16 protein-coding genes, 4 tRNA genes, 3 rRNA genes and 1 riboswitch are annotated in these 21,411 nt (G+C 54.4%); of the genes, 4 read left to right on the top strand and 19 right to left on the bottom strand.

The window, feature by feature from the left end:
* Positions 1-16: 16 nt before the first annotated feature.
* From ilvM to ilvL, 4 genes are all read right to left on the bottom strand, one after another.
* Positions 17-280, bottom strand: coding sequence for an acetolactate synthase 2 small subunit (ilvM, locus tag M2422_RS15265; RefSeq protein ID WP_024907956.1), 264 nt, complete (start codon positions 278-280; stop codon positions 17-19).
* The gene (gene ilvG / locus M2422_RS15260) at positions 277-1,923 is read right to left on the bottom strand and encodes an acetolactate synthase 2 catalytic subunit (protein WP_064673098.1); all 1,647 of its coding nucleotides are present in this window, start codon (positions 1,921-1,923) and stop codon (positions 277-279) included. Before ilvG ends, ilvM begins: the two co-directional genes overlap by 4 nt.
* Positions 1,924-1,925: 2 nt before the next feature.
* Entirely contained in the window at positions 1,926-1,976 is a 51-nt protein-coding gene (gene ilvX / locus M2422_RS15255; RefSeq protein ID WP_207389462.1) for a peptide IlvX, read from the bottom strand.
* Between the two features lie 86 nt (positions 1,977-2,062).
* Positions 2,063-2,161 carry an ilv operon leader peptide gene (gene ilvL / locus M2422_RS15250; protein WP_001311244.1) on the bottom strand — a complete coding sequence of 33 codons (99 nt, stop codon included), beginning with the start codon at positions 2,159-2,161 and terminating at the stop codon, positions 2,063-2,065.
* Between the two features lie 341 nt (positions 2,162-2,502).
* On the opposite strand from ilvL, the gene M2422_RS15245 reads away from it, so the two are divergent.
* Positions 2,503-4,023, top strand: a complete 1,521-nt coding sequence (locus M2422_RS15245; RefSeq protein ID WP_048975639.1) for a YifB family Mg chelatase-like AAA ATPase — start codon at positions 2,503-2,505, stop codon at positions 4,021-4,023.
* 30 nt (positions 4,024-4,053) lie between these two features.
* Here the strand turns inward: M2422_RS15245 and M2422_RS15240 are convergent, their stop codons facing one another.
* Positions 4,054-4,392, bottom strand: a complete 339-nt coding sequence (locus M2422_RS15240) for a DUF413 domain-containing protein (RefSeq protein ID WP_023309658.1) — start codon at positions 4,390-4,392, stop codon at positions 4,054-4,056.
* Positions 4,393-4,510: 118 nt separating this feature from the next.
* Between M2422_RS15240 and hdfR the strand changes: the two genes are divergently transcribed.
* Entirely contained in the window at positions 4,511-5,332 is an 822-nt protein-coding gene (gene hdfR, locus M2422_RS15235) for an HTH-type transcriptional regulator HdfR (RefSeq protein WP_064673099.1), read from the top strand.
* 97 nt (positions 5,333-5,429) lie between these two features.
* Here hdfR and M2422_RS15230 read toward each other — a convergent pair.
* The 9 genes from M2422_RS15230 to btuB form a co-directional block, all read right to left on the bottom strand.
* Positions 5,430-5,505, bottom strand: a tRNA-Trp gene (locus M2422_RS15230).
* Positions 5,506-5,558: 53 nt separating this feature from the next.
* Positions 5,559-5,635: transfer RNA gene (locus tag M2422_RS15225), tRNA-Asp, on the bottom strand.
* A gap of 55 nt (positions 5,636-5,690) precedes the next feature.
* A 5S ribosomal RNA gene (gene rrf / locus M2422_RS15220) occupies positions 5,691-5,806 on the bottom strand.
* Positions 5,807-5,876: 70 nt separating this feature from the next.
* Positions 5,877-8,782 (bottom strand): 23S ribosomal RNA (locus tag M2422_RS15215).
* Between the two features lie 171 nt (positions 8,783-8,953).
* Positions 8,954-9,029: transfer RNA gene (locus tag M2422_RS15210), tRNA-Ala, on the bottom strand.
* Between the two features lie 42 nt (positions 9,030-9,071).
* A tRNA-Ile gene (locus M2422_RS15205) sits at positions 9,072-9,148 on the bottom strand.
* Positions 9,149-9,217: 69 nt separating this feature from the next.
* A 16S ribosomal RNA gene (locus M2422_RS15200) occupies positions 9,218-10,759 on the bottom strand.
* Together the 16S, 23S and 5S rRNA genes with 4 tRNA genes alongside form the textbook arrangement of a ribosomal RNA operon.
* A gap of 383 nt (positions 10,760-11,142) precedes the next feature.
* Positions 11,143-11,994, bottom strand: coding sequence for a glutamate racemase (gene murI, locus M2422_RS15195; RefSeq protein ID WP_259141389.1), 852 nt, complete (start codon positions 11,992-11,994; stop codon positions 11,143-11,145).
* Entirely contained in the window at positions 11,939-13,786 is a 1,848-nt protein-coding gene (gene btuB, locus M2422_RS15190; RefSeq protein ID WP_047059189.1) for a TonB-dependent vitamin B12 receptor BtuB, read from the bottom strand. Before btuB ends, murI begins: the two co-directional genes overlap by 56 nt.
* 65 nt (positions 13,787-13,851) lie before the next feature.
* A riboswitch (cobalamin riboswitch) is annotated at positions 13,852-14,028 on the bottom strand.
* Positions 14,029-14,132: 104 nt separating this feature from the next.
* On the opposite strand from btuB, the gene trmA reads away from it, so the two are divergent.
* Positions 14,133-15,233, top strand: coding sequence for a tRNA (uridine(54)-C5)-methyltransferase TrmA (gene trmA, locus M2422_RS15185; RefSeq protein ID WP_047059188.1), 1,101 nt, complete (start codon positions 14,133-14,135; stop codon positions 15,231-15,233).
* An 80-nt stretch (positions 15,234-15,313) separates the two neighbouring features.
* Here trmA and M2422_RS15180 read toward each other — a convergent pair whose 3' ends face one another.
* A complete protein-coding gene (locus M2422_RS15180) occupies positions 15,314-15,673 on the bottom strand; it encodes a YijD family membrane protein (RefSeq protein WP_008501783.1) in 360 nt (119 codons plus the stop codon).
* A 9-nt stretch (positions 15,674-15,682) separates the two neighbouring features.
* Positions 15,683-16,321 carry an HTH-type transcriptional repressor FabR gene (gene fabR, locus M2422_RS15175; RefSeq protein ID WP_008501784.1) on the bottom strand — a complete coding sequence of 213 codons (639 nt, stop codon included), beginning with the start codon at positions 16,319-16,321 and terminating at the stop codon, positions 15,683-15,685.
* A 196-nt stretch (positions 16,322-16,517) separates the two neighbouring features.
* Between fabR and sthA the strand changes: the two genes are divergently transcribed.
* Complete coding sequence (gene sthA, locus M2422_RS15170; protein WP_064673073.1) at positions 16,518-17,918, top strand: Si-specific NAD(P)(+) transhydrogenase; 1,401 nt, start codon at positions 16,518-16,520, stop codon at positions 17,916-17,918.
* Here sthA and oxyR read toward each other — a convergent pair.
* The 3 genes from oxyR to argB form a co-directional block, all read right to left on the bottom strand.
* A complete protein-coding gene (oxyR, locus tag M2422_RS15165; protein WP_023309664.1) occupies positions 17,901-18,818 on the bottom strand; it encodes a DNA-binding transcriptional regulator OxyR in 918 nt (305 codons plus the stop codon). The genes sthA and oxyR overlap by 18 nt on opposite strands.
* Before the next feature lie 336 nt (positions 18,819-19,154).
* The gene (argH, locus tag M2422_RS15160; protein ID WP_064673072.1) at positions 19,155-20,528 is read right to left on the bottom strand and encodes an argininosuccinate lyase; all 1,374 of its coding nucleotides are present in this window, start codon (positions 20,526-20,528) and stop codon (positions 19,155-19,157) included.
* Positions 20,529-20,631: 103 nt separating this feature from the next.
* Positions 20,632-21,408, bottom strand: a complete 777-nt coding sequence (gene argB / locus M2422_RS15155) for an acetylglutamate kinase (RefSeq protein WP_090420882.1) — start codon at positions 21,406-21,408, stop codon at positions 20,632-20,634.
* Between the last annotated feature and the right edge of the window lie 3 nt (positions 21,409-21,411).

Raw genomic sequence — 21,411 nt, 5'->3', positions numbered from 1 at the left:
TTTCGTCCTGTCACGCTTAAGCGCGGATTTGTTGTGATGTGGTTGTGCTCTGGCAGATGGCAACATGGGCAACGTCTACCAGCTTTGATAACTGACTAAACAGTAAGTCGACCGACCGCGGGCTGGCAACGGTTAATTCGATACTGATATTCCGGGCGTCAGTGGCCGTCTCCATATTCATAGAGCAAATCTGAAAACCACGATGACGCACCACACGCAAAACGCGTTCTAAGGTTTCCGGGTTGAAGCGAGCCTGTACGGCGACCTGATGCTGCATCATGATAATTTCTCCATCATTTGTGAGTTACTGGCACCAGGCGGTACCAACGGCCAGACGTTCTCGAGTTCGTCGATTGAGACATGAAGCAGGTAAGGCCCATCGCTGTTCAGCATGGTGTCGAGCGCCGCTTCAACCTGATCTTTACGGGTGATGTGCTGACCAGGGATGCCGAAGGCGCTGGCCAGGGTGAGGAAATCGGGGTTATCGGTGAGAGTCGTTTCGCTGTACCGCTCCTGGAAGAACAGCTGTTGCCACTGGCGAACCATCCCTAAACGCTGGTTGTCGAGCAACACGATCTTGAGCGGCAACTGCTTGCGCTTAACGGTGCCGAGCTCCTGAACGTTCATCATGAAGGAGCCGTCACCGGAGATACAGATAACGGTATCGTTCGGGCGGGCAACCTGCGCGCCAACGGCTGCCGGCAGACCGAAGCCCATCGTCCCTAACCCGCTGGAGGTGATGAAGTTTTCCGGACGGGTGTAGGTCATGTGCTGCGCGGACCACATCTGGTGCTGGCCTACGTCGGTGGTGACGACGCTGTCAGCCGGTTTACGGTCGGACAACTGCTTCAACAGCAGCGGCGCGTAGATGGCCTCGCCGGGATGGTCGTAACGCCAGGCGTGCTCGGCGCGCATGTCTGCGGTGTGCTGACGCCATGCGCTGATATCCAGCGGCTGCTGCAATGCCGGTAACAGCGCGTTGAGATCGCCCTGCAAGGCGACATGCGCCTGACGCAGCTTGTTCATCTCCGCCGGGTCGATATCCATATGGATGACTTTGGCGTTCGGCGCAAAGGTATTCAGCTTGCCGGTAACGCGGTCGTCAAAACGGGCCCCTACAGCGATGAGCAGATCGCACTCCTGCACCGCCAGGTTTGCCGCTTTGGTGCCGTGCATCCCCAGCATGCCCAGATAGTAGGGGTAATCCGCGTCGACTGCACCGAGACCTTTCAGCGTGCAGGTCGCTGGCATCTGCGTTGTTGCGATAAATTCGCGCAGGGCAGGAACGGCCTGCGCCATGCCTACGCCACCGCCGACGTACAGCATCGGCTGTTTCGCCTGGGCCAGCATCTGACGGGCCTCTTCAACTTCCGCTTCCGGAAACGCATCGTCGCTTTCAACGGTAGAGAAGTGAGGTTCCAGATCGCCGAGAGCCACCTGGATATCTTTCGGGATATCAACCAGAACCGGACCGGGACGACCGGAGTTTGCCACGTCGAACGCTTCTGCCATTACGCGCGGCAGCTCTTCCAGAGACTGGACGAGGAAGCTGTGTTTGGTGCAGGCCAGCGATAAACCGAGGACGTCAACTTCCTGGAAAGCATCGGTACCGATGAACGGCGACGCCACCTGCCCGGTGATGGCGACAACGGGAACGGAATCCAGCAGCGCGTCAGCCAGGCCGGTGATCAGGTTCGTTGCGCCCGGGCCTGAAGTCGCCATACACACGCCGGTTTTACCGGTCGCGCGGGCGTAGCCAATGGCAGCCATCGCTGCGCCCTGCTCGTGTCGGCACAAGAGATGTTCCACGCCGCCGTCATACAGTGCATCGTAAATCGGCATAATTGCGCCACCCGGATAACCGAATACGGTTTCGACTCCCTGCGCGCGCAACGCATGTACTACCCACTGTGCCCCATTCATAGTTAGTTCCCCGTCATAAATCGGGAGAAACAGAATTTTGTGCTAGTCTTCATTCTCTGCTCCTCATTTACATTTTTTAGTCATAAAAAAACCCCCGGACCTTTCGGTGCGGGGGTCTTAGTTCGTTAAGGCTTGATTTCTAAGCCTTTCCTCGTCCAAGTGCAGCCCCGCACGGTGGGATAATAATCACCACCACGCTAATCACGACCAGGCTAATCACTCGTAGAAGGGCTGTCATTTTCAGTTCTTTTTGCATCTTGTTCGAAGGAATACCTAAAGAGTTATCACAGTTTTTAAATCAAACACAAGATTTATTTATGACGGATTTGATTAGGCCGCGAATCATATTTCTTAAAACCGTTGTTTTATATACGGAAATTAGAAAATGAATATTTTTCATTTTTTCACTGCGGTTCTTAGCGTCAAAACGGGGCTTTTTACATTCTGCGAGGAGGCTTCCACGGTTATGCAAGGGTTTCAGTGTGCGCTTAAAATCCCTGAACAGGCGGCGTAAATTCGCAAAATGACGCTAAACAGACAAAGCAGGTGCTGGCATAGTCACGCCAGGAGGTAGTGCAAATGTCACTGTCAGTTGTTTATACGCGTGCGGCTCTCGGGGTAAAGGCACCGCTTATTTCCGTCGAGGTTCATTTGAGCAATGGGCTACCCGGACTCACGCTTGTCGGGTTACCTGAAACGACGGTTAAAGAGGCCAGGGATCGCGTTCGCAGCGCAATAATAAATAGCGGTTATACCTTCCCCGCGAAGAAGATCACCATCAACCTTGCCCCCGCCGATTTGCCTAAAGAGGGGGGACGATACGATTTACCTATCGCAATTGCCCTTCTCGCGGCTTCTGAGCAGCTTAATACGACACGGCTAGGCTCGTATGAGTTCGTTGGCGAACTCGCGCTCACAGGCGCGTTAAGAGGCGTTCCCGGTGCGATATCGGGAGCGCTGGAAGCCATACGAGCAGGGCGGCAAATCATTGTCGCCAATGAAAACGCATCAGAAGTGAGTCTTATCGCCGAGAAGGGGTGTCTCATCGCCGGGCATTTACAGGAAGTTTGTGCCTGGCTGGAAGGGCGACATGAACTGTCCGAGCCGGAGGAGTGTGATGATGTTATAGCGGATGCACCAGAGGATCTCAGCGAGATTATGGGACAGGAGCAAGGGAAACGGGCGCTGGAGATTACGGCTGCAGGTGGACACAATCTTCTGTTAATTGGGCCGCCAGGTACGGGTAAAACCATGCTGGCAAGCAGGTTGAGTGGGTTACTTCCACCGCTCAATAATCATGAAGCGCTGGAAAGCGCCGCCATATATAGCCTTATCAGTTCGACGTCGTTGCAAAAACAGTGGCGCCGTCGTCCTTTTCGTTCCCCGCATCATAGCGCTTCACTGACGGCAATGGTCGGCGGCGGGGCGATTCCGGGGCCGGGAGAGATCTCGCTGGCACACAATGGCATTCTGTTTCTTGATGAACTGCCTGAATTTGAGCGCCGTGTGCTGGATGCACTAAGAGAGCCCATTGAATCCGGTGAGATACATATCTCACGCACGCGAGCCAAAATAAGCTATCCCGCACAGTTTCAGCTGGTCGCGGCGATGAATCCCAGCCCGACGGGTCACTACCAGGGCAACCATAACCGCTGTACACCAGAGCAAACGTTGCGCTATCTGGGTAAGTTATCCGGCCCGTTCCTCGACCGTTTCGATTTATCCCTCGAAATTCCCCTTCCCCCGCCGGGTCTGCTCAGGCAAACGGGCATAACGGGTGAAAGCTCAGCGGAGGTACGCGAACGGGTGATTGCAGCCCAGACACGGCAGTACGCTCGTCAGAACAGGCTGAATGCACGGCTGGATAATGCGGGGATCCGGCAGTTTTGTTCACTTAACGTTGAGGATGCGGGATGGCTGGAGGAGACGTTAACGCGGTTCGGGCTTTCCATACGTGCGTGGCAGCGTTTGCTGAAGGTGGCCAGAACTATTGCTGACGTAGAAGGGTGCACTGACATTGAGAGAAAACATTTGCAGGAGGCGCTGAGCTACCGCGCTATCGATCGTTTGCTGCTGCATTTGCAGAAATTGCTGGCATAAAAAAAGGGGCCGTAGCCCCTTCTCTTCATTTTAGTCATCAGACTCGGTGTAGTCTTCTGCACCTTCCATCTGCGGCTTGCCGCCAGACAACGTATGGAAGCGCTTAGGACGCTTAATGCGCGCCATGTACTTGATCCATACGCGTTCAGCTTCAGACTCCGGCTCACGCTCACCACGGCAAACAGAAACAAACTGTTTTTCGTCTTCGGTTGCAGGTTCACGCTTACCCAGATCCAGCTCGTTAAAGGCATAACCATGGCGCTCAAGCAGTTGAGCTTCTTTGATGGTGAAATCGCCGTGACGAGAGAACCCGCGCGGATAATGTTTATTGTCGAAAAAACGATTAGTCGTCGTAAAGCTTTCCGCCATCCTACACGCTCCTAATTCTTTGGCCGAGCTATTTATGGCGCGGAGTATTAGTTACGCTTGACAGAGTGTAAAACAAAACATTTAAATCATAACGACAAATAATTTTGCGGAGAAAGATGTGGATACGGAATTGCTTAAAACTTTCCTTGAAGTGAGCAGAACACGTCACTTTGGGCGAGCAGCTGAAGCCCTTTACCTGACGCAGTCAGCAGTCAGTTTTCGTATTCGACAGCTGGAAAATCAACTGGGTGTGAATCTTTTTACCCGCCATCGCAACAATATTCGCTTAACGCCTGCCGGTGAGAAACTGCTGCCGTACGCAGAAACGCTCATGAATACCTGGCAGGCGGCACGTAAAGAGGTGGCACATACTTCGAGGCATAATGAGTTCTCGATAGGAGCCAGCGCTTCTCTGTGGGAATGCATGCTAAGTCAGTGGCTTACCCGGCTGTATCATTCACATGGCCACCTGCAATTTGAAGCCAGGATTGCGCAACGGCAGTCGCTGGTTAAGCAACTTCATGAACGCCAGCTTGATCTTCTGATCACAACCGAAGCCCCCAAGATGGACGAATTTAGCAGCCAGATTGTGGGCCAGTTTGGCCTGGCACTTTATGCGTCCGAACCTTCGATGATGAAGGCAGACCTGACCTATTTACGCCTGGAATGGGGACCGGATTTTCAGCAGCACGAGACGGGACTGATTGCACCTGATGATGTTCCGCAGTTAACGACCAGCTCGGCAGAGATCGCCTGTCAGCAGCTGCCCCTGCTGAAAGGTTGTACCTGGTTACCTGTTCGCTGGGCAGACGCTAAAGCAGGGCTGCACACCGTGATGGATTCCACCACGCTTACCAGGCCGCTGTATGCAATTTGGCTGCAAAACAGTGATAAGCAATCACAGATAAAAGATCTGTTAAAAATCAATGTAATGGATTGATGCATCAGCCAGCAGGGATGCTGGCTGAAATTAAGAAGAGAATTATCTGCCGTGTTTCAGGCAAAAAAAATCCTTTGCCGAAGCAAAGGATTCTATATGGCAGGGGCGGAGAGACTCGAACTCGCGACACCCGGTTTTGGAGACCGGTGCTCTACCAACTGAGCTACGCCCCTAAAGTTTTTTGCCATTAAGCCTGCCAACAAGGCAGGCTTAATGTCTTAATAAGTGGCGGAACGGACGGGACTCGAACCCGCGACCCCCTGCGTGACAGGCAGGTATTCTAACCGACTGAACTACCGCTCCACCGAAGACTGCTGTAACCACCGGATTTATGCACCGGCTTACTACTTAATTTGATGCCTGGCAGTTCCCTACTCTCACATGGGGAGACCCCACACTACCATCGGCGCTACGGCGTTTCACTTCTGAGTTCGGCATGGGGTCAGGTGGGACCACCGCGCTAAAGCCGCCAGGCAAATTCTGTTAATCTGTATCAGGCTGAAAATCGTGTCTGTCTCATCCGCCGAAACAGCTTCGGCGTTGTAAGGTTAAGCCTCACGGTTCATTAGTATCGGTTAGCTCAACGCATCGCTGCGCTTACACACCCGACCTATCAACGTCGTAGTCTTCAACGTTCCTTCAGGACTCTCAAGGAGTCAGGGAGAACTCATCTCGGGGCAAGTTTCGTGCTTAGATGCTTTCAGCACTTATCTTTTCCGCATTTAGCTACCGGGCAGTGCCATTGGCATGACAACCCGAACACCAGTGATGCGTCCACTCCGGTCCTCTCGTACTAGGAGCAGCCCCCCTCAATTCTCCAGCGCCCACGGCAGATAGGGACCGAACTGTCTCACGACGTTCTAAACCCAGCTCGCGTACCACTTTAAATGGCGAACAGCCATACCCTTGGGACCTACTTCAGCCCCAGGATGTGATGAGCCGACATCGAGGTGCCAAACACCGCCGTCGATATGAACTCTTGGGCGGTATCAGCCTGTTATCCCCGGAGTACCTTTTATCCGTTGAGCGATGGCCCTTCCATTCAGAACCACCGGATCACTATGACCTGCTTTCGCACCTGCTCGAGCCGTCACTCTCGCAGTCAAGCTAGCTTATGCCATTGCACTAACCTCCTGATGTCCGACCAGGATTAGCTAACCTTCGTGCTCCTCCGTTACTCTTTGGGAGGAGACCGCCCCAGTCAAACTACCCACCAGACACTGTCCGCAACCCGGATTACGGGTCTACGTTAGAACACCAGCCATTAAAGGGTGGTATTTCAAGGTTGGCTCCACGCAGACTGGCGTCCACGCTTCAAAGCCTCCCACCTATCCTACACATCAAGGACCAGTGTTCAGTGTCAAGCTATAGTAAAGGTTCACGGGGTCTTTCCGTCTTGCCGCGGGTACACTGCATCTTCACAGCGAGTTCAATTTCACTGAGTCTCGGGTGGAGACAGCCTGGCCATCATTACGCCATTCGTGCAGGTCGGAACTTACCCGACAAGGAATTTCGCTACCTTAGGACCGTTATAGTTACGGCCGCCGTTTACCGGGGCTTCGATCAAGAGCTTCGCGTTGCCGCTAACCCCATCAATTAACCTTCCGGCACCGGGCAGGCGTCACACCGTATACGTCCACTTTCGTGTTTGCACAGTGCTGTGTTTTTAATAAACAGTTGCAGCCAGCTGGTATCTTCGACTGATTTCAGCTCCACCCGCAGGGGCTTCACCTACATATCAGCGTGCCTTCTCCCGAAGTTACGGCACCATTTTGCCTAGTTCCTTCACCCGAGTTCTCTCAAGCGCCTTGGTATTCTCTACCTGACCACCTGTGTCGGTTTGGGGTACGATTTGATGTTACCTGATGCTTAGAGGCTTTTCCTGGAAGCAGGGCATTTGTTACTTCAGCACCGTAGTGCCTCGTCATCACACCTCAGCGTTAATAAGGTACCGGATTTACCTGGAACCTCCGCCTACATGCTTAAACCGGGACAACCGTCGCCCGGCTAACATAGCCTTCTCCGTCCCCCCTTCGCAGTAACACCAAGTACAGGAATATTAACCTGTTTCCCATCGACTACGCCTTTCGGCCTCGCCTTAGGGGTCGACTCACCCTGCCCCGATTAACGTTGGACAGGAACCCTTGGTCTTCCGGCGAGCGGGCTTTTCACCCGCTTTATCGTTACTTATGTCAGCATTCGCACTTCTGATACCTCCAGCATGCCTCACAGCACACCTTCAACGGCTTACAGAACGCTCCCCTACCCAACAACGCATAAGCGTCGCTGCCGCAGCTTCGGTGCATGGTTTAGCCCCGTTACATCTTCCGCGCAGGCCGACTCGACCAGTGAGCTATTACGCTTTCTTTAAATGATGGCTGCTTCTAAGCCAACATCCTGGCTGTCTGTGCCTTCCCACATCGTTTCCCACTTAACCATGACTTTGGGACCTTAGCTGGCGGTCTGGGTTGTTTCCCTCTTCACGACGGACGTTAGCACCCGCCGTGTGTCTCCCGTGATAACATTCTTCGGTATTCGTAGTTTGCATCGGGTTGGTAAGCCGGGATGGCCCCCTAGCCGAAACAGTGCTCTACCCCCGAAGATGAGTTCACGAGGCGCTACCTAAATAGCTTTCGGGGAGAACCAGCTATCTCCCGGTTTGATTGGCCTTTCACCCCCAGCCACAAGTCATCCGCTAATTTTTCAACATTAGTCGGTTCGGTCCTCCAGTTAGTGTTACCCAACCTTCAACCTGCCTATGGCTAGATCACCGGGTTTCGGGTCTATACCCTGCAACTTAACGCCCAGTTAAGACTCGGTTTCCCTTCGGCTCCCCTATACGGTTAACCTTGCTACAGAATATAAGTCGCTGACCCATTATACAAAAGGTACGCAGTCACACCACGAAGGTGCTCCCACTGCTTGTACGTACACGGTTTCAGGTTCTTTTTCACTCCCCTCGCCGGGGTTCTTTTCGCCTTTCCCTCACGGTACTGGTTCACTATCGGTCAGTCAGGAGTATTTAGCCTTGGAGGATGGTCCCCCCATATTCAGACAGGATACCACGTGTCCCGCCCTACTCTTCGAGTTCACAACCTGTGCATTTTCGTGTACGGGACTGTCACCCTGTACCGTGCGACTTTCCAGACGCTTCCACTAACACACAAGCTGATTCAGACTCTGGGCTGCTCCCCGTTCGCTCGCCGCTACTGGGGGAATCTCGGTTGATTTCTTTTCCTCGGGGTACTTAGATGTTTCAGTTCCCCCGGTTCGCCTCGTTAACCTATGTATTCAGTTAACGATAGTGTGACGAATCACACTGGGTTTCCCCATTCGGACATCGCCGGGTCAAAGGTTCATATCACCTCGCCGGCGCTTTTCGCAGATTAGCACGTCCTTCATCGCCTCTGACTGCCAGGGCATCCACCGTGTACGCTTAGTCGCTTAACCTCACAACCCGAAGATGTTTCACTTCTGATTGCGAAAATTTGAGAGACTCGAACACACCAATTAAGATGTGTCGTTTCAATTTTCAGCTTGATCCAGATTTTTAAAGAGCAAAACTTCGCAGTGCACCTTTTCAGGTTCACTCTGAAGTTTTCTTGTGTTCGCAGTAAAAGATGGTGGAGCTATGCGGGATCGAACCGCAGACCTCCTGCGTGCAAAGCAGGCGCTCTCCCAGCTGAGCTATAGCCCCATCGTTTATCATCTCTGTACCGCTCATCCTTTAAAAGGAGTTTGGTAGGCCTGAGTGGACTTGAACCACCGACCTCACCCTTATCAGGGGTGCGCTCTAACCACCTGAGCTACAAGCCTGCAGAGATTTTTACTGCTGTTTTTCATCAGACAATCTGTGTGAGCACTGCAAAGGCAGGTTCTTTAAGGTAAGGAGGTGATCCAACCGCAGGTTCCCCTACGGTTACCTTGTTACGACTTCACCCCAGTCATGAATCACAAAGTGGTAAGCGCCCTCCCGAAGGTTAAGCTACCTACTTCTTTTGCAACCCACTCCCATGGTGTGACGGGCGGTGTGTACAAGGCCCGGGAACGTATTCACCGTAGCATTCTGATCTACGATTACTAGCGATTCCGACTTCATGGAGTCGAGTTGCAGACTCCAATCCGGACTACGACGCACTTTATGAGGTCCGCTTGCTCTCGCGAGGTCGCTTCTCTTTGTATGCGCCATTGTAGCACGTGTGTAGCCCTACTCGTAAGGGCCATGATGACTTGACGTCATCCCCACCTTCCTCCAGTTTATCACTGGCAGTCTCCTTTGAGTTCCCGGCCGGACCGCTGGCAACAAAGGATAAGGGTTGCGCTCGTTGCGGGACTTAACCCAACATTTCACAACACGAGCTGACGACAGCCATGCAGCACCTGTCTCAGAGTTCCCGAAGGCACCAATCCATCTCTGGAAAGTTCTCTGGATGTCAAGAGTAGGTAAGGTTCTTCGCGTTGCATCGAATTAAACCACATGCTCCACCGCTTGTGCGGGCCCCCGTCAATTCATTTGAGTTTTAACCTTGCGGCCGTACTCCCCAGGCGGTCGACTTAACGCGTTAGCTCCGGAAGCCACGCCTCAAGGGCACAACCTCCAAGTCGACATCGTTTACGGCGTGGACTACCAGGGTATCTAATCCTGTTTGCTCCCCACGCTTTCGCACCTGAGCGTCAGTCTTTGTCCAGGGGGCCGCCTTCGCCACCGGTATTCCTCCAGATCTCTACGCATTTCACCGCTACACCTGGAATTCTACCCCCCTCTACAAGACTCTAGCCTGCCAGTTTCGAATGCAGTTCCCAGGTTGAGCCCGGGGATTTCACATCCGACTTGACAGACCGCCTGCGTGCGCTTTACGCCCAGTAATTCCGATTAACGCTTGCACCCTCCGTATTACCGCGGCTGCTGGCACGGAGTTAGCCGGTGCTTCTTCTGCGGGTAACGTCAATCGACAAGGTTATTAACCTTATCGCCTTCCTCCCCGCTGAAAGTACTTTACAACCCGAAGGCCTTCTTCATACACGCGGCATGGCTGCATCAGGCTTGCGCCCATTGTGCAATATTCCCCACTGCTGCCTCCCGTAGGAGTCTGGACCGTGTCTCAGTTCCAGTGTGGCTGGTCATCCTCTCAGACCAGCTAGGGATCGTCGCCTAGGTGAGCCGTTACCCCACCTACTAGCTAATCCCATCTGGGCACATCTGATGGCAAGAGGCCCGAAGGTCCCCCTCTTTGGTCTTGCGACGTTATGCGGTATTAGCTACCGTTTCCAGTAGTTATCCCCCTCCATCAGGCAGTTTCCCAGACATTACTCACCCGTCCGCCGCTCGCCGGCAAAGTAGCAAGCTACTTTCCGCTGCCGCTCGACTTGCATGTGTTAGGCCTGCCGCCAGCGTTCAATCTGAGCCATGATCAAACTCTTCAATTTAAGTTTGATGCTCGTGAATTAAACTTCGTAATGAATTACGTATGTTCACTCAGAGACTTGGTATTCATTTATTGTCCGAAGACATTAAGAATCCATGTCACTTTGAGTGCCCACACAGATTGTCTGATAAATTGTTAAAGAGCAGTTGCAACGCTGCGTTAAGCTCACCGTTGCGAGGTCCCGTATATTACGTTTTCCTCATTCAGAGTCAAGCGATTATTTTTGCTTTTCTCTGCCGGCGTTCACCTCTGAACCCCGCTAACCCGGCGGCCTGTAAGCCGTTGTTCCGTGTCAGTGGAGGCGCATTATAGGGAGTTCTCAGACGTTGACAACCCCTCTTTTAAAAAAAACTTTCAACCGTCTCTTTTTTGCTCAAAACCGTGCTACAGCGCCAGTTTTTCGAGCATTTCAAAGCCATAACGGCGTAAAACGGGTAAAAGTTGCTCAGTCTCTTTCGTGATGGCCATACAAAACGCGATATTCGCATCGGTAGATTTCGCATCCGGCGCTTCATGCTCCAGCAGCCAGGCCGTACGACGGGCGATAGCCGCACCGGAATCCACCAGGCGCGTCCCCTCCGGCAATACCTCTAATAACTCTTCCTGTAATAGCGGGAAGTGGGTACAGCCCAGCACAACGGTATCCGGAGGCTCTGGCATCCGCAGCCACGGACGAAGAATACGACGCAGCTCGTCGAGTGATACCGCCTTTCCATGCAGCTTCGCTTCAGCCATCTCCACCAGCTCAGCCGAACCCAGCATCGCAATCTGGCATTCGTTGGCAAAACGGTCGATCAGCTCGCGGGTATAAGGACGCTTTACCGTGCCTCGCGTTGCCAGCAAACCCACAATGCCGTTCGCCGTCAGGCGCGCGGCAGGCTTTATCGCAGGAACGACACCCACAACCGGGAACTGGAATTTTTCACGCAGGGCGGGAAGAGAAACGGTGCTCGCCGTATTACAGGCGATGACGGCCAGCGCAAGGGGATAGCGCTTTTGTACCGCGGTGACGATTTCAACCACACGCTCAACAATAAAATCTTCGCTCTTTTCCCCATACGGGAAAGCGACGTTATCGAAGGCGTAGATGTAATGGAGATCCGGCAGGAGATGCCGAATCTCATCATAGACCGAAAGCCCACCGACGCCGGAATCAAACACCAGCAAGGTGGGACGCGGATTAGAAGGTGTAGCTGCCAGACAAGGTGTATTCCCGTCCTGCAGTTTGGTAGCCATAAACTGTCTCGTAATCTTTATCGAACAGGTTGGCTATTTTACCACGAACTGTGAGATGTGAGGTGACAGGATACGAAACTGCGACATCCCACAGGCTGACACCGCCCATTTTTACTTTCTCAGACGGATAAGCACCAAAGTCAGTGTCGTAACGCGTACCGAGATAGTGATAAGTCAGGCTCCAGTCGAAATCATAGATCTGCGTGTCGAGCTGATATTTCACCTGCTGTTTAGCACGACGGTCCAGAAGTTCGTTGGTTGCGGCATTGCGGGCATCCACATAATCGTAGCCAACAGTATGCGTCAACGGACCCGTATCAAACGATGCTGTCGCTTCCACACCTTTAATGCGCGCTTTACCGACGTTGTAATATTGCTGAAGGTTATTATCGAAGTCGATGAGATTATCGACGTCATTACGGTAGCCGGAAACGCGCCAGCTCACGCCGGCCGTCAGGCCTTCAAACGCACCTTCCCACTGCTTGCTCTCTTCGGGATCAAGATGGTCATTGCCATAGAAACCATAGAGTTGACCCAGATTCGGTGCTTTATAGGCCGTACCATAAGAAGCAACGAAGCGGTAACCCTCCACGAACTCCCAGGCCGCACTACTTTGCCAGGTGCCATGGCGACCGAACTGAGAGTTGTCATCGCTGCGAACCGCTCCTTCCAGAGTGAAGTCACCAAACTGCTGCAACCCGGTCAGGTAAACGCCGGTGTTACGCAGGTCGTAGCCGTTGGTCACGTAGTTTGTACCCGGCTCGGTGCTCTGCTTCTGCCAGTCAACGCCCGCGCCAATGTTTCCATGGCCAACATCAACGGAGTTCAGCCACTGGACGTTGTACTGCTTGATTTCATCCAGTGTGGCTGTCGAATCGTAGCGGCCCAAATTTGGGTCGTAGTTATAGTCCTTGCTGTGACTATAGCTGGTGAGCAGCTGTGAATGGAAGATGTCATCGTTGAAGCGCAATCCTGCATCCCAGGTCTGACTATAGAGCTGGCGGGTATCGACCAGTACGTCAGGGGTAAATGAACTGTAGTAACCGTCGTAGGCAGTACGGTTGCTATAGCCAAAGCCGCGAACAAATCCGCTCCACTGCTCCGAGAATGCGTGATCCACTGCACCATAGAGCGTTTTATTCATAAAGCCGTCGCGATCGGTCTGGGCAAGGCCACCATTGTTGCCGTCCGCAACCACATCAAACCCTTTGGTATAGGTGTAATCACCCGCAAGCGTGACGCGCGTGCTGTCGCCCAATGTTTGCTGAGTACTGCCGCCATAATTCTGGTAACCATGCGACCCTACACCTGCATTCAGCGTGGTACCGTCCTTCGCGCGAGTGGTAATAATGTTTACGACTCCGCCGATCGCGTCCGAGCCGTATACTGCCGAACGCGGTCCACGAACATATTCGATACGCTGCACCAGGGAGATCGGGAACTGGCTGAGATCGGACGACCCCGTAACGCCCGCCTGGTTAAGGCGGATCCCATCAACAAGGATCAGGACATGGCTGGAGTTGGTGCCACGTATAAAGAGAGAAGAGAGTTGCCCCATCCCGCCATTTTGCGCCGTATCCACGCCGGGCAGGCGACGCATAACATCAAGGACTGAGGTTGATTGCCAACGGTCAATATCGGCACGCGTAACAACGGAGGTTGCAGCCAGAATAGTTTTTTCAGGTTGTTCAAAACGATTTGCCGTCACCACCAACGAGTCGGCGCTATCCTGCGCCCAGCCCGAAAATGCCGTGACGGACAACGCCGTCAACAGCGATACTTTTTTAATCATTGTTAAAGCATCCACAATATAAGAAGGATGCCGCAGGCCTCATCGATAGCACGCGATGATGAAACCAAATGCGACGTGATCCCGGCAGGTCTTCGGGCTAGGTGGCTATATAAGGATGAAGACTTCCCATTTTCACAGTGTCTACAACACTCATCCCGCCAGACTTTACCGCTGCGCGTCAGCTCCAGATTTACACTGGATTCCCTTTTCACTCTCAGGAGACCGGAAACAGAATGCTACAATTAGACACGTATGGATGTCCAGACAGCTATTGCCCATTAAATCTGGACATCCCCTGAACAATGCCTACAATCACCGCGTAATTCTTTATCATTCAGGACGCATCATGACCCCAGAACACCTCCCGACAGAACAGTACGACGCGCAGCTGGCAGAGAAAGTCGTCCGCCTGCAAAGTATGATGACGCCTTTCAACGCGCCCGTTCCCGAGGTGTTCCGCTCTCCCGTCAGCCACTACCGCATGCGCGCCGAGTTCCGCATCTGGCACGACGGCGACGACCTGTACCACATCATTTTCGATCAGCAGACGAAATCCCGTATTCGCGTGGACAGCTTTCCGGCGGCGAGCGAGCTCATTAACCAATTGATGACGCTGATAATGGACGGCGTGCGCAACAATCCGGTACTGCGTAACAAGCTGTTCCAGATTGACTACCTGACCACGCAAAGCAATCAGGCGATTGTCTCCCTGCTGTACCACAAAGCGCTCAATGACGAGTGGCGCGAGCAGGCAGAAGCGCTGCGCGATGCGCTGCGCGCGCAGAACATCAACGTTCACCTGATTGGCCGCGCGACAAAAACCAAAATCATGCTGGATCAGGACTACATCGACGAGCGCCTGCCGGTGGCAGGTAAAGAGATGGTGTATCGTCAGGTCGAGAACAGCTTTACCCAGCCAAACGCTGCGATGAACGTGCAGATGCTGGAGTGGGCGCTGAAGGCGACGGAAGGGTCAACGGGCGATCTGCTTGAGCTCTACTGCGGTAACGGCAACTTCTCCCTGGCGCTGGCGCGTAACTTCGATCGCGTTCTGGCAACGGAAATCGCCAAGCCGTCGGTGGCTGCCGCGCAGTACAACATCGCTGCTAACCATATCGACAACGTGCAGATCGTTCGTATGGCCGCAGAAGAGTTCACGCAGGCCATGAACGGCGTACGCCAGTTTAACCGCCTGGAAGGGATCGATCTCAAGAGCTACCAGTGTGAGACAATTTTTGTCGACCCGCCGCGCAGTGGCCTGGACAGCGAAACCGAGAAGATGGTGCAGGCGTACCCGCGTATTTTGTACATCTCCTGTAACCCGGAGACGCTGTGCAAGAACCTCGAAACATTAGGCCAGACGCACAAGGTTGAACGTCTGGCGCTGTTCGATCAGTTCCCGTATACGCACCATATGGAGTGCGGCGTTTTACTTACCGCACGGTGATCTGTAGGCCGGATAAGCGTAGCGCCATCCGGCGTTTTTGGCAGGTGGCGCTTCGCTTACCTGCTCTACAAATAAATTCATTACTCCGGTAACTGGCTCTTGCGGCTACGCATGCGCGAGCCAATCCAGAACACCAGCGCCACAGACAGTACCGCAGGGAAGAAGTTAGAGCCGATATCCGGATACTCCGCGCGAACCACCGTGCTATACAGCAATACGCCCAGAATAAAGCAGGCAGCGGCCAGCCCCGGTAACCCCACCGGCATGGTGCGGTTCAGGTAACGTTGATGCAGGCAGTAAACCGTCAGCACCAGCGCAATAAGCGGGAAAATCGAAAATGGAACAATTGAGCTAAAAATAGCGGCAAACGTACCATTAATGGATAAGCCAGCGATCAATGCCAGCAACAGCGTCCCTTTATCCTGACCTGACTGTTTCATTACTCACCTTCACTCTTCGGTTTGATGTGCCAGTTTCTCTTGTTCACGGCGATACCAGTAGTACGCGCCTTTGGAGATCATCCTGAGCTGCAATACCAGTCGCTCTTCGAGCTGTTTGCGTTGTTCAATGCTGACATCCAGCGCTTCGGCACCCGCGCTGAAAACAATCGTCACCATCGCCTCGGCCTGTGCTTCAGTAAACGCACGCGGCATATGGTTTTCGAGTTCAAGATAGTCGGCAAGTTCCGCGATGAAGTGCTGAATTTCACGCGCGACGGCGGCACGAAACGCCGCCGATGTGCCCGAACGCTCGCGCAGAAGCAGACGAAACGCGTTGGGGTTATTGCCGATAAATTCCATAAAGGTCGATACGGAGGTGCGGATCACGCTACCCCCTTTGGCGATACGCTGACGCGCCTGCCGCATCAGCTGGCGCAGCATCAGACCGCTCTCGTCGACCATAGTCAGGCCCAGTTCATCCACATCACGGAAATGACGATAGAAGGACGTTGGCGCAATCCCGGCCTCGCGTGCGACTTCGCGCAGGCTCAAACTGGCAAAACTCCGCTCAGCACTCAGTTGACTGAATGCGGCTTCCACCAGCGAACGCCGGGTTTTCTCTTTTTGTTGTGCTCTTACGCCCATCACGATAGTTGAATCCTTCCAAAGGCCTGATGGCACTATACCAGAGAATAAAATTAATCTGTTTGCCTGGCTTTGTGAATGATTGTTTACGTGCGGTTTGTGCTCCACTGCCCGAAAAAAGCACAACGATAATTGGGTTACTCTGGCAATGATGTTATGATTCTGTTGCTTTTATGTATAAGAACAGGTAAGCCTTACCATGCCACATTCCTACGATTACGACGCAATAGTTATTGGTTCCGGCCCCGGCGGCGAAGGTGCTGCTATGGGTCTGGTGAAACAGGGAGCCAGAGTAGCGGTCATCGAGCGCTACCATAATGTCGGCGGCGGTTGCACCCACTGGGGCACCATCCCTTCGAAAGCCCTCCGCCACGCCGTTAGCCGCATTATCGAATTTAACCAGAACCCTCTTTACAGCGACCACTCCCGACTTCTTCGTTCATCCTTTGCTGACATCCTGAATCACGCGGATACCGTTATTAACCAGCAGACACGCATGCGTCAGGGATTTTATGAGCGTAATCACTGTGAAATTTTGCAGGGCAACGCGCATTTTGTGGATGAACACACCCTGGCACTCGAATGCCACGACGGTTCGGTTGAAACCATCACGGCTGAAAAATTTGTGATCGCCTGCGGCTCACGCCCTTACCATCCGGCCGACGTGGACTTCTCGCACCCGCGCGTTTACGACAGCGACTCGATTCTGAGCCTGCACCATGAGCCTCGCCACGTCATTATCTATGGCGCAGGGGTCATTGGTTGCGAATATGCGTCGATCTTCCGCGGAATGGACGTCAAAGTTGACCTGATCAACACCCGTGACCGCCTGCTGGCGTTCCTCGATCAGGAGATGTCGGACTCTCTCTCCTACCACTTCTGGAACAGCGGCGTGGTGATTCGCCACAACGAAGAGTACGAGAAGATCGAAGGCTGTGACGACGGGGTGATCATGCACCTGAAGTCCGGTAAGAAGCTGAAAGCAGACTGCCTGCTGTACGCCAACGGTCGTACCGGCAACACCGATTCACTGCAGCTGGAAAATATCGGGCTTGAAACCGACAGCCGCGGTCAGCTGAAGGTCAACAGCATGTATCAGACCGCCCTGCCGCACGTTTACGCGGTCGGCGACGTGATTGGCTACCCAAGCCTGGCCTCAGCCGCTTACGACCAGGGACGCATCGCCGCACAGGCGCTGGTAAAAGGCGAAGCGACGGCGCACCTGATCGAAGATATTCCGACGGGGATCTATACCATCCCGGAAATCAGTTCAGTCGGGAAAACCGAGCAGCAGCTGACGTCAATGAAGGTGCCTTACGAGGTGGGACGTGCCCAGTTTAAACATCTGGCGCGGGCGCAAATCGTGGGGATGAGCGTGGGAACGCTGAAGCTCCTGTTCCACCGCGAGACCAAAGAGATCCTCGGCATTCACTGCTTTGGTGAACGCGCGGCGGAAATCATTCATATCGGCCAGGCGATAATGGAGCAGAAAGGCGGTGGTAACACCATTGAGTACTTCGTTAACACCACCTTTAACTACCCGACCATGGCGGAAGCCTATCGGGTAGCCGCGCTGAACGGCTTAAACCGCCTGTTTTAACGCGCTGTCAAAATGGCCATCCATCGAACCACGGATGGCCTCTGCCAGCTGCTCATAGCGGCTGCGCAGCGGTGAACCCGGACGATACACCAGGCCGATAGTGCGACGCGGCTCCGGCTTAATGCACGGCAGATAAACCACGCCATCACGTTTACGCTCGCGCGGCACGGCCAGCGCAGGCAGCAGCGTAATACCGCTTCCCGCCGCGACCATATTACGCAGCGTTTCCAGGCTGGTTGCGCGGAAATGGGTATCCTCATCCGCACCCGCTTCGAAGCAGAAGCCCATCGCCTGATCGCGCAGGCAGTGGCCATCTTCCAGCATCAGCAGCTTTTCACCGGCCAGATCGGCCATCGGTACGCGATCGCGGTTCGCCCACGGGTGATCTTCATAGATCGCCAGCATCATCGGCTCATCGAACAGCGGCACTTCAATAAAGGCTTCACTCTCTTTCACCAGCGCCAGAATGGCGCAGTCGAGCTTGCCGCTGTCTAACTGCGCCAGCAGCTGATGGGTTTGCGCTTCATGCAGGTACATTTCGAGTTTCGGGAACGTCTGGTGCAGCATCGGAATGATGTGCGGCAACAGGTACGGGCCAACGGTTGGGATCAGGCCGATATGCAGCGGGCCGGACATCGCCTCCCCCTGCTGGCTTGCCATTTCCTTGAGCACTTTGACCTCGCGCAGCACGGTGCGCGCCTGATCCACCAGCAGAAGACCTGCCTGTGTGAACAGAACCTTACGACTGGTGCGCTCCAGCAGCATCACGCCCAGCTCGTCTTCCAGCTTGCGGATCTGACCGCTCAGCGTGGGCTGGCTGACGTGGCAGGAATCTGCCGCGCGGCGAAAGTGACGATGCTCGGCTAACGCTACCAGGTATTCAAGATCACGAATATTCATTATTCATCCTCCGTCGCCACGATAGTTCATGGCGATAGATAGCATAGCAACGAACGATTATCCCTATCAAGCATTCTGTTGAATAATACACCACATAGACGAGGCGGCACGTGTTTGACCCTTGACGTCCCCGCACCGTCAGCGAGTTTCTCTCAAAACTCGAACAACTAAAGCCAACGTGAACTTTTGCGGACCCCGTGGTCCGCTTTTTTTTGCGTAAAAGAGCCCGGGGATAAAAGCAAAATGGCAACCGAAGTTGCCATTTTTAGTGTTTGCTCCCTCTCCCCGTGGGAGAGGGCCGGGGTGAGGGCACCAGCCCGCACTGTTCAAACCAAATCAAACCAACCGGTTTTTCGCATCCGCTATCGCCTGCGCCACCTGCTTCGGCGACACGCCGCCTTTCGCGGCACGTTTATCCAGACAAGACTGCAGCGCAAGGATCGGATACACATCATCCCCGATAACCGCGCTGAACTTCTGCAGGTCTGCCAGCGCCAGATCTTCCAGTGGTTTACCCTGACGAATGGCTTCCACCACCGCTTCACCCACAATGTGGTGCGCTTCACGGAAAGGTACGCCTTTCGCCACCAGATAATCCGCCAGTTCGGTAGAGTTCGCATAGCCCTGCTGCGCCGCTTCCTGGCAGCGCGGACGTTTCACCTGAATGCCGTCCAGCACCAGGGCGCCCATATGCAGACAGTCCAGCCAGGTGTCGAGCGCGTCGAACAGCCCTTCTTTGTCTTCCTGCATGTCTTTGTTATACGCCAGCGGCAGCCCTTTCAGGGTCATCATCATGCCGGTCAGCGCGCCCTGCACGCGGCCACACTTGCCGCGGATCAGCTCCAGCGCGTCCGGGTTTTTCTTCTGCGGCATCAGGGAGGAGCCTGAGGTCACGCGGTCGGACAGCTCGACGAAGCCCGCTTCGCCAGAGTTAAAGAAGATCAGGTCTTCGGCAAAGCGCGACAGATGCACCATTCCGATAGACGCATTGGAGAGCAGCTCCAGCACGTGGTCGCGGTCGGACACGCTGTCCAGGCTGTTACGGGTGGCGGAGGCAAAGCCCAGCCAGCCTGCCAGCTGTTCACGGTCGATTTCATACGCCGTACCGGCCAGCGCGCCGCTGCCCAGCGGGCTGACGTCCAGACGCTTCAGGGTATCCTGCAGACGGCTTTCGTCACGCGCCAGCATCTCGACGTAGGCCAGACACCAGTGAGCGAAGGTCACCGGCTGCGCGCGCTGCAGGTGGGTATAACCCGGCATCACCGCGTCCTGGTTGTTCTGCGCGGCCTCCACCAGCGCACTCTGCAGCTGACGGCTAGCCGCCAGCAGTTCGCCAACGGTATCTTTGCACCACAGCTTCAGATCGGTGGCGACCTGGTCGTTACGACTGCGGCCGGTATGCAGCTTTTTACCCAGCTGGCCGACTTTGTCGATAAGTTTGCCTTCCACCCAGCTGTGAATATCTTCAGCATCGCTTTCGAGGATCTGCTGCGGGTTAAGACGCACCTCTTCCAGCAGATTGTTCAGCGCTTCTTCCAGCTGTAATTGTTCGTCGGCGGTCAGTACGCCCACCGTCACCAGCGCCCTGGACCAGGCCACAGAGCCGACAATATCCTGTTCGGCCAGGCGGTAGTCGAAGCGCAAAGAGTCGTTGAACTGTTTGAACCGCTGATCCGCTGCCTGTGTAAAACGCCCACCCCAAAGTGCCATAACATGCTTCCTTTATTCGTTAGTTCTGCCGGGTGGCGCTTCGCTTACCCGGCCTACGGTCTTGTAGGCCCAGCAAGCAGAGCACCGCCGGGCATTAAATCGATTACGCCAGAATACGCGTGCCAATCGGCGTGCCGTTAAACAGCGCCGGCAGTTGTTCCGCGTGACGCCAGGAGGCGATATCCACCGGACGGCCCAGCGTGCGTGCGGCATCCAGCGCGGCGTTCACTTTGACGATCATGCCGTCGGTAATAATGCCCTGGGCAATCAGCTGCTCGGCTTTCTCAGCCGTCATTTCCGCAATGCGCTGGCCTTTGCCGTCCAGAATGCCGCTCACGTCGGAGAGCAGGATCAGATCCGCGCCCAGCGTTGCCGCCAGTGCCGTCGCCGCCTGGTCAGCGTTGACGTTCATCAGCTCGCCCTCTTCGGTCACGCCGATAGAGCTCACCACAGGCAGGAACCCCCCTTCCAGCAGCGTGTTAATCAGCTTAGGTGAACCCGGCTGCGCCAGTCCAACGTGGCCGAGCTCTTCGTCGAGCTGGGTCACTTTTACGCTATCGCCATCGCCCAGATAGAGGCCGACGGATGCGATGTGGTGTTTCTTCGCCCACGCCAGCAGCGTTTTGTTCGCCGTACCCGCCAGCGCACCGGTAATGATGTCAATCTGGTCAGCAGGCGTGACGCGCAGGCCGTTCTTCTTTTTCACCGGCAGGTTGAGCCCTTTCATCAGCTCATCCACCACGCAGCCGCCGCCGTGCACAATCACCAGCGGACGCTGGTGTGATTCGCGATAGTTCACCAGCGCGGTAAACAGACGCTCCAGCGCTTCTTCGCTGTCCAGCAGTACACCACCGAGTTTGATAATTAATGGGTTCATCATCAC

Origin of the sequence: Enterobacter sp. SLBN-59, from assembly GCF_024807915.1 — a bacterium.
Taxonomy (GTDB): domain Bacteria; phylum Pseudomonadota; class Gammaproteobacteria; order Enterobacterales; family Enterobacteriaceae; genus Enterobacter; species Enterobacter asburiae_B.
The sequence above is the reverse complement of the archived record's forward strand: the minus strand, read 5'-3'. Positions and strand labels throughout refer to the sequence as shown.

Excerpts from the sequence above, each read along its gene's own strand:
- ilvM (WP_024907956.1), bottom strand. The coding sequence starts at position 280 with ATGATGCAGCATCAGGTCGCCGTACAGGCTCGCTTCAACCCGGAAACC.
- ilvG (WP_064673098.1), bottom strand. The coding sequence starts at position 1,923 with ATGAATGGGGCACAGTGGGTAGTACATGCGTTGCGCGCGCAGGGAGTC.
- ilvL (WP_001311244.1), bottom strand. The coding sequence starts at position 2,161 with ATGACAGCCCTTCTACGAGTGATTAGCCTGGTCGTGATTAGCGTGGTG.
- M2422_RS15245 (WP_048975639.1), top strand. The coding sequence starts at position 2,503 with ATGTCACTGTCAGTTGTTTATACGCGTGCGGCTCTCGGGGTAAAGGCA.
- M2422_RS15240 (WP_023309658.1), bottom strand. The coding sequence starts at position 4,392 with ATGGCGGAAAGCTTTACGACGACTAATCGTTTTTTCGACAATAAACAT.
- murI (WP_259141389.1), bottom strand. The coding sequence starts at position 11,994 with ATGGCTACCAAACTGCAGGACGGGAATACACCTTGTCTGGCAGCTACA.
- btuB (WP_047059189.1), bottom strand. The coding sequence starts at position 13,786 with ATGATTAAAAAAGTATCGCTGTTGACGGCGTTGTCCGTCACGGCATTT.
- trmA (WP_047059188.1), top strand. The coding sequence starts at position 14,133 with ATGACCCCAGAACACCTCCCGACAGAACAGTACGACGCGCAGCTGGCA.
- M2422_RS15180 (WP_008501783.1), bottom strand. The coding sequence starts at position 15,673 with ATGAAACAGTCAGGTCAGGATAAAGGGACGCTGTTGCTGGCATTGATC.
- sthA (WP_064673073.1), top strand. The coding sequence starts at position 16,518 with ATGCCACATTCCTACGATTACGACGCAATAGTTATTGGTTCCGGCCCC.
- oxyR (WP_023309664.1), bottom strand. The coding sequence starts at position 18,818 with ATGAATATTCGTGATCTTGAATACCTGGTAGCGTTAGCCGAGCATCGT.
- argH (WP_064673072.1), bottom strand. The coding sequence starts at position 20,528 with ATGGCACTTTGGGGTGGGCGTTTTACACAGGCAGCGGATCAGCGGTTC.
- argB (WP_090420882.1), bottom strand. The coding sequence starts at position 21,408 with ATGATGAACCCATTAATTATCAAACTCGGTGGTGTACTGCTGGACAGC.